General features: G+C 68.5%; 8 protein-coding genes. 7 read left to right on the forward strand and 1 reads right to left on the reverse strand.

Annotation, left to right across the window (positions count from 1 at the left end):
- A partial coding sequence (locus AC1DY5_RS36360; protein WP_478119338.1) for an NIPSNAP family protein occupies positions 1–478 on the reverse strand: 478 nt, incomplete at its 3' end.
- A gap of 113 nt (positions 479–591) precedes the next feature.
- Between AC1DY5_RS36360 and wrbA the strand changes: the two genes are divergently transcribed.
- The 7 genes from wrbA (at position 592) to AC1DY5_RS36395 (ending at position 6,639) form a co-directional block, all read left to right on the forward strand.
- The gene (gene wrbA / locus AC1DY5_RS36365) at positions 592–1,197 is read left to right on the forward strand and encodes an NAD(P)H:quinone oxidoreductase (protein WP_478119339.1); all 606 of its coding nucleotides are present in this window, start codon (positions 592–594) and stop codon (positions 1,195–1,197) included.
- Positions 1,198–1,243: 46 nt separating this feature from the next.
- Positions 1,244–2,059, forward strand: a complete 816-nt coding sequence (locus AC1DY5_RS36370) for an IclR family transcriptional regulator (protein WP_478119340.1) — start codon at positions 1,244–1,246, stop codon at positions 2,057–2,059.
- Positions 2,060–2,212: 153 nt separating this feature from the next.
- Positions 2,213–3,058: a helix-turn-helix transcriptional regulator gene (locus AC1DY5_RS36375; protein WP_478119341.1), complete on the forward strand. Its 846-nt coding sequence runs from the start codon at positions 2,213–2,215 to the stop codon at positions 3,056–3,058.
- 82 nt (positions 3,059–3,140) lie between these two features.
- On the forward strand, positions 3,141–3,701 hold the full coding sequence (locus AC1DY5_RS36380) for a hemerythrin domain-containing protein (RefSeq protein ID WP_478119342.1): 561 nt from the start codon (positions 3,141–3,143) through the stop codon (positions 3,699–3,701).
- A gap of 7 nt (positions 3,702–3,708) precedes the next feature.
- Positions 3,709–5,478, forward strand: coding sequence for an FAD-dependent monooxygenase (locus AC1DY5_RS36385; protein ID WP_478119343.1), 1,770 nt, complete (start codon positions 3,709–3,711; stop codon positions 5,476–5,478).
- A gap of 17 nt (positions 5,479–5,495) precedes the next feature.
- Positions 5,496–6,470 carry a Bug family tripartite tricarboxylate transporter substrate binding protein gene (locus tag AC1DY5_RS36390; RefSeq protein WP_478119344.1) on the forward strand — a complete coding sequence of 325 codons (975 nt, stop codon included), beginning with the start codon at positions 5,496–5,498 and terminating at the stop codon, positions 6,468–6,470.
- Between the two features lie 37 nt (positions 6,471–6,507).
- The gene (locus tag AC1DY5_RS36395; protein WP_478119345.1) at positions 6,508–6,639 is read left to right on the forward strand and encodes a hypothetical protein; all 132 of its coding nucleotides are present in this window, start codon (positions 6,508–6,510) and stop codon (positions 6,637–6,639) included.
- The last annotated feature ends 198 nt before the right edge of the window (positions 6,640–6,837 follow it).

Genomic DNA, 6,837 nt, shown 5'->3' on the forward strand with positions numbered 1-6,837 from the left:
CCATGTCGAACACACCCAGCACGCGGGCACCGGCTTCGCGCAGCAGCGGCAGCCAGGTTTCCTTCAGGAAAGTGTTTGCATTGGCGTTCTGCCCGGGCGCGATCTGCTGCTGAACCAGTTCATGCAGCCCGCCGACGGTCTCGTCCGGCGCCGCATCGGCCGTCCACGCCGCGTTGGGCTTGAGGAAAAACAGGTCGTGCCGCTCCACCATCTCGTGGCCGGCGTTGGTCGCTGCACGGATGCGCCACCACTCGGCGTCCTGGTAGAAGCTGGCCCAGACCGCCTCCCGCTCGGCGTAGTCGCGGTAGGCCATCAGGTAGACGAAGCGCGGGGCGTCCGGACCCGCCACCGCATTCCAGCGGCCGACGCAGTTGACGCCGTGCCTGGCGAACAAAGCGGGAAAGTGATTGTTGAAGCGGTCGTGCACGTCCGCCATCCGCCCGGGGGCGACGGAGTAAAGGCGCAGTTCGTAGATCATGGCTCCACCTTAGCCGGGCGGCGCGCCTTGTCTGTCCCATCCAAGGGGGGCATACGCCGGCCAGGCCCCTGCCTATGCTCGCCCTGGATCCTTCCCAATACCAGAACAACACCATGGCCAGCGTCACCATCGTCTACTACAGCAGCACAGGTCACAGCTGGCAGATCGCCCGCGCCGTCGAGGAAGGCGCAAAGGCCGCCGGCGCCCAGACGCGCCTGCGCAAGGTGCGCGAGCTGGCGCCGCCGGAAACCATCGCCGCCAAGCCCGGCTGGCAGGAACACCTGGACGCCACCCGCGACGTGCCGGAAGCCACGCTGGCCGACATGGAGTGGGCGGACGGCTTCGTCTTCGGCACGCCGACCCGCTTCGGCCTGCCGGCCGCGCAGTTGAAGCAGTTCATCGACACGCTGGGGCCCCTGTGGGCCCAGGGCAAGCTGCAGGACAAGGCGGCCGCGGCCTTCACGGGTGCCGGCAACCTGCATGGCGGCCAGGAGTCGACGCTGCTGGCCCTGCACAACGTCTTCTACCACTGGGGCTCGATCATCGTGCCGGTGGGCTACACGGACAAGTTGCTCTATGCCGCCGGCGGCAACCCCTACGGCGTCAGCTACAGCGACGGCCGCGGCAAGGGCCTGCCCGAGGAGAAGCTCGCCGCCGCGCGCTTCCAGGGCGGGCGCATCGCGCGTTTCGCCGGCATCCTGGCGGCGGCGCGCGGCTGAAATCGCCCGCCGTGCTAGGCTGGGCGCAAGGGGGCACAAAGAGGCCATGAACGACGACAACGACATCCCCGCGGGGGAAGACGAAAGCGGCGGCGTCCAGGCGGTCGATACAGCCGTGCGCGTGCTGTCGGCGCTGATCGACACCGGCGCGCCACTGATGCTCAAGACGGTGGCCGAGCGCGCCGACATGCAGCCGCCCAAGGCGCATCGCTACCTGGTGAGCTTCTGCCGCAGCGGCCTCGCCGAGCGCGACGCCGCCAGCGGCGGCTACCGCCTGGGACCGCTGGCGGTGCGGCTCGGACTGGCCGCCTTGCGGCGCCTGAACGTGGTCCAGGTCGCCTCGCCCACGCTGGGCGAACTGCGCGACGAACTCGGCTTCACCGTGGGACTGGCCGTCTGGGGCACGGCGGGCCCGACCTTCGTGCGCTTCGAGGAAACCAACGACGCCCTGATCATCAGCGGCCGGCCCGGCTCGGTGATGCCGGTGCTGAGCTCGTCCACCGGCCGCGTGTTCGGCGCCTACATGCCGCGCTCGGTCACCGGCCCCTTCATCGAGCGCGAGCTGTCCGGCGCGCAACACCCTGGCGGGACGCCCAACAAGGCGGTGGCGAATATGATGAAGAAGGACGTGGAAACGCTGTTCGAGTCGGTTCGTACGCACAAGCTCGCCGCGATCAAGGGCGACCTGAATCCCGGACTGCACGGCGTGTCCGCGCCGGTGTTCGACCACGCCGGCGCCGTGGCCGGAGTCATCACCGTGATGGGTTCGGCCGGGCTGATCAATACCGATCTCGACGCACCGCTGGCCCAGGCGCTGGCAGCCCGTGCCGCCGAGGTGTCGCGCCGGATGGGCTACGCCTGAGGCCCCTTTCATCGGAGTCCAGGGTTTGCACTAGTGTACTCGGGATTTCGTTAAGCGTAATCTGATTACGTATTTTGAAACCTGCCAAGGCACCCCAGAGGCCACGCAGCGAGCGCCCGCGCGGCGCAAGCCAAGGCTCCCAGGAGACAAACGATGATGTCGGTGATGGTTCCAGACCGGGTCGCACCCGGCAATTCTCCCGAGGCAGCCCTCGCGCACCTGGTCGACTGCATCGGCCAGGACCGCTTCGGTCCCGCCCTCGCCAACTTCCTTCATTCCCTCTGCGGCGCCGACCACTTCGCCGCCTTCCGCATGGGCCGCGACGAGCTGCGTGAAGTCGCCGCCTGCTGCGTGGAACCCGAGCTCACCGCCCGCGACCGCGTCGAGAGCTACGTCAAGGGCCTGTGGAAAACCGACCCCGCCATGACCGAGGCGCAGCGCTGCGTCGAAGGCCCCAATGCCGCCATCATCCACGTCGACTTCAGCGACCGCGGCTACGTGGACCTGAGGCCGCGCGTCTACCCGCACGTCCGCGACCGCGTCCTGCTGTGCGGCCGCGCCGCAGGCGGCGCCTTCGGCCTGAGCGTGCTGCGCTCCGACCCGCACTCGCCCTTTGCCGACGAAGCCATTGCACGCCTGGGCCGCGCCGCCGAACTCCTGGTGGCCATGCTGGCCAAGCACGCCGACGTCTGCCAGAGCCGGCCCAACGTGGCGATGGCCCTGACGGCGCTGCCCGAGATCGAGAACTGCATCGTCGCCACCAGCGACCTGCCGCKGCGCGAAGCCGAGGTCTGCGCCCGCATCCTGTACGGCCTGTCTTCGGTGGGCATCGCGCTCGATCTCACGGTGAGCGAAGAGACCATCAAGACCTACCGCAAGCGCGCCTACCAGCGCCTCACGATCGGCAGCGAGCGCGAGCTGCTCACCTGGTACCTGGCCCGCTGGAGCCGCTGGAACGACGAGCGTTTCCAGGCGACCGCTTCCGAAGCCTTGCACTGAACTTGCACGGGTCCCCCGCAGCGGGGACTGACTCCGCGCTGCTGCAGTGAGCCAATGGAGCCATGCCGCCGAAAAGCAGTCCATGCAGCAGTCCGCCCTCCAGTTGATCCTGGAAGAGCATCGCGCCCTAGCCGCCGTGCTGCGGGCCCTGCGCGACACCGTGGACGCCAGTTGCAAAGACGGCGCCGCGCCCGACTTCGACCGCCTGCGCGCCATGCTGTTCTACCTGGACGAAGTGCCGGCGCGCGTGCACCACGCCACCGAAAGCGAGCTGCTGTTCCCGCGCATCCGGGAGCGCTGCCCAGCGCTGCGCCCGGTGCTGGATCGCCTCGAGGCGGAGCACGAGCGCGGCGGCCCGGCGATGCGCGAGCTGGAACATGGCCTCACCGCCTGGCAGATGCTGGGTGACGTCCGCCGCGAGCAATTCCGGTCGCTGGTGCACACCTTCACCCGCGTCTACCTCGGCCACATGGAAGTGGAAGAAAACTACGTGCTGCCGGTGGCCGGCGACTACCTGTCGGACGCGGACTGGCGCGAACTCGACGACGCCCTGCGCGGCCAGCGCGGCGAACTCACCGAGGCACTGGTGCGCAGCCACCGCGCGCTGTACGAACGCATCGTCGCGGCCCCCTCTCCTTCCTGAAAGCAACATGCAAGACATCGAAGTCCCGGTCCTCATCGTCGGCGGCGGCGGCTGCGGCCTCGCGTCCTCCCTGTTCCTGTCGCGGCAAGGCACTCGCAGCCTGCTGATCGAGCGGCATCCGGCGCCGGGACGCCTGCCCAAGGCGCGCTACGTCAGCCAGCGCACCATGGAACTCCTGCGCCAGTTCGGCGTGGCCGACCGCGTGTACGAGCGCTCCATGCCGCTCAAGCACATCTCGCACATCCGCTGGTGCACCACGCTGGCCGGCGACGGCGAGCTCGACCGGCGCACCTTCTACCGCATCGAGTCCTTCGGCGGCGGCTCGCTGGCGCAGACCTACGCCAAGGACAGCCCCTGCGAATCCACGCTCTATCCGCAGGTGCGGATGGAGCCGCTGCTGCGCGAGATGGCGGCGGCCGAGGATAAGGCGCAGGTCCTGTACAACCACCAGCTGCAGTCCTTCACGCAGGACGAGCACGGCGTGACGGCAGTAGTTCTGGATCGTGCGACCGACAAGGAATTCAGGGTGCGGGCCAAGTACGTCATCGGCGCCGACGGCGGCAAGACGGTCGGCCCGGCGGTCGGCGCGGTGATGACAGGCGCCACCGACCTCGCGCACATGGTCACCGTGTACTTCCGCGCCGACCTGTCGCAGTACTGGGACGACGACTACTCGATGACGACCTGGTTCGTGAACCCGGAAGGCGGCTCCTGGGCCAGCGGCGTGCTGGGGCAACTGGGCCCGACGAAGTTTGGCCGAGAATCGGAGGAGTGGATGTTCCACTTCAGCTTCCGGCCCGACGATCCCTCGCGCTTCGAGGAGGCTTCGCTGCTGCCGCGCATGCGCGAGCTGCTGAAGATCCCGGATCTTTCACCGGACATCATCGGCATCGGCCACTGGACGGTGGAAGGCGTGCTCATCGACCGCTACCGCTGGGGCCGCGTGCTGCTGGCCGGCGACGCGGCGCATCGGCATCCGCCCACCACCGGCCTCGGCCTGAACTCCGCCATCCAGGACGCGCACAACCTCACCTGGAAAATCGCCGCGGTGCTGAAGGGCCAGGCGCACGACAGCCTGCTCGATAGCTACGAAGCCGAGCGACGCCCGGTGGCGGCGGCCAACATCCAGTGGGCCCTGATGACGTTCCAGAATCACCAGCTCACCGATGCCGGCATCGGCCTGGTGCGCGGCAACGCGGAACTGAGCCAGGCCAACTTCCGCCGCTACTTTGCCGACAACCAGGAAGGCCGCACCCGGCGCGCGCGCCTGGCGCAGATCATGGAAGTGCAGCGCATGGAATGGCAGGCGCACGACATCGAGCTGGGCTACCACTACGACATCGGTGCGGTGATGCCGGATGGCACGCCGACTCCCGAGCGCGATCCCTTGGGGCAGACTTACGTGCCGACCACGCGTCCCGGGCATCGGCTGCCGCACGCGTGGCTGGAACGCGATGGCAAGCAGATCTCGACGTTGGACCTCGTGCCCCCGGGGGGCTTCGTGCTGCTGACCGGGCGCAAGGGCTCGGGCTGGGCGGAGGCGGCCGCGGTTGTAGCGCGCAAGAGCGGCGTGCCGATTGAAGTCGTCGAGGTTTCGGACGAGTCCGCCGTGCGCGACGCAGCCCGGAACTGGCGGCATCTGCGGGCCGTGTCGGCCGATGGTGCAATCCTTGTGCGGCCGGACCAGCATGTGGGCTGGCGTTCCATCGGCCTGGCGAAACAACCGGACGCCGTGCTGGCAGCGGCGCTCACGAAGATCCTGCAGCGCGAACTTTGAACAACGACGGAGACACCATGAACAAACGCACCCTGCTTTCCATGCTGCTAGGCGCGGCGCTCGCGCCCATGGCCCTTGCGCAAGCGCCCTGGCCCAACCAGCCGATCCGCCTCATCGTCCCCTACCCGGCCGGCGGCGGCACCGACTTCTTTGCGCGCCTGGTGGCGCCCGGCATGGGCGAAGCGCTCGGCCAGCCGGTGATCGTCGAGAACCGCCCCGGCGCCTCCGGCATCATCGGCGCGACGGTGGTGGCCAAGCAGATGCCGGCCGACGGCCACACCTTCCTGCTGGGCGACATGACCACCTATGCCGTCAACCCCAGCATGTTCGACAAGCTCTCCTACGACCCCTTGAAGGACCTGGCGCCGGTCATCATGACGGCCAAGTTCGACTTCCTGCTGGTCGTCAACCCGAACGTGCTGCCGGTAAACAACGTGCAGGAGCTGGTGGCGCTGGCAGCGAAAACACCGGCTGGCATCAGCTACGCGTCGCCCAGCGTAGGCACCACGCACCACCTGGCCACCGAGCTGCTGGCGCGCGAGACCGGCATGAAGCTGGTGGCCATCACCTACAAGGGCGGCGGCCCAGCGGTGCAGGACCTGCTGGGCGGCCAGGTCGGACTGATGTTCCTGGACCGCGCGACGGCCCGCCCGCACCTGGAGTCCGGCAAGCTGCGCCCGATCGCCGTCGCCGGCGGCAGGCGAATCCCGGCCTATCCCAGCGTGCCGACAGTCCAGGAACAGGGCGTGAAGGGCTTCGACGTGGAAGGCTGGCAGGGCTTCACGGTGCGCGCCGGCACCCCGGAGCCCGTGATCCGCGCGCTGAACGCGGCCTACCTGAAGGCGATCGCGCCGGCGGAAGTGAGGCGCAAGCTGAACGAAGCCGGGATCGACCCGGTCGGTGGCACGCCCGAGCAGTTCACCGCCTACATGCAGATGGAGATCGGCAAGTGGCGGACAGTGATCAAGGAGCGGAACATCAAGGCGGAATAGCTGGAGTGCGTGGATGCCGGGTCGAGCCCGGCATGACATGTCACCTGTCATTGCCGGCTTGAACCGCAATCCCGACGAGGTGCTGATGGTCGGCCCGAGCAGCAGCACGGCGTTGTCGCGCCGCGTGAACTGGTTGATCAGCGTGATGGTCCGGCCCTTCTCGGCGTAGACGCCGGTGGCGGCGTTGAACACACCCACCGGGATCTAGTTGCCCTGCGCGTACGCGGTGCCGGACATGCCGGCGGCCAGCGCCGCCAGGGAGCCCAGCAACCACAGCCTGCGTTTCTGGTTCTTCATGATGGCCTCCGATCAGGCGTTGGCGTGAAACTTCTGCACCATCAGCGCCTGCGATAGCCCGCCGTCGCAG

It is taken from the genome of Variovorax sp. P4_D9 (genome assembly GCF_056401695.1).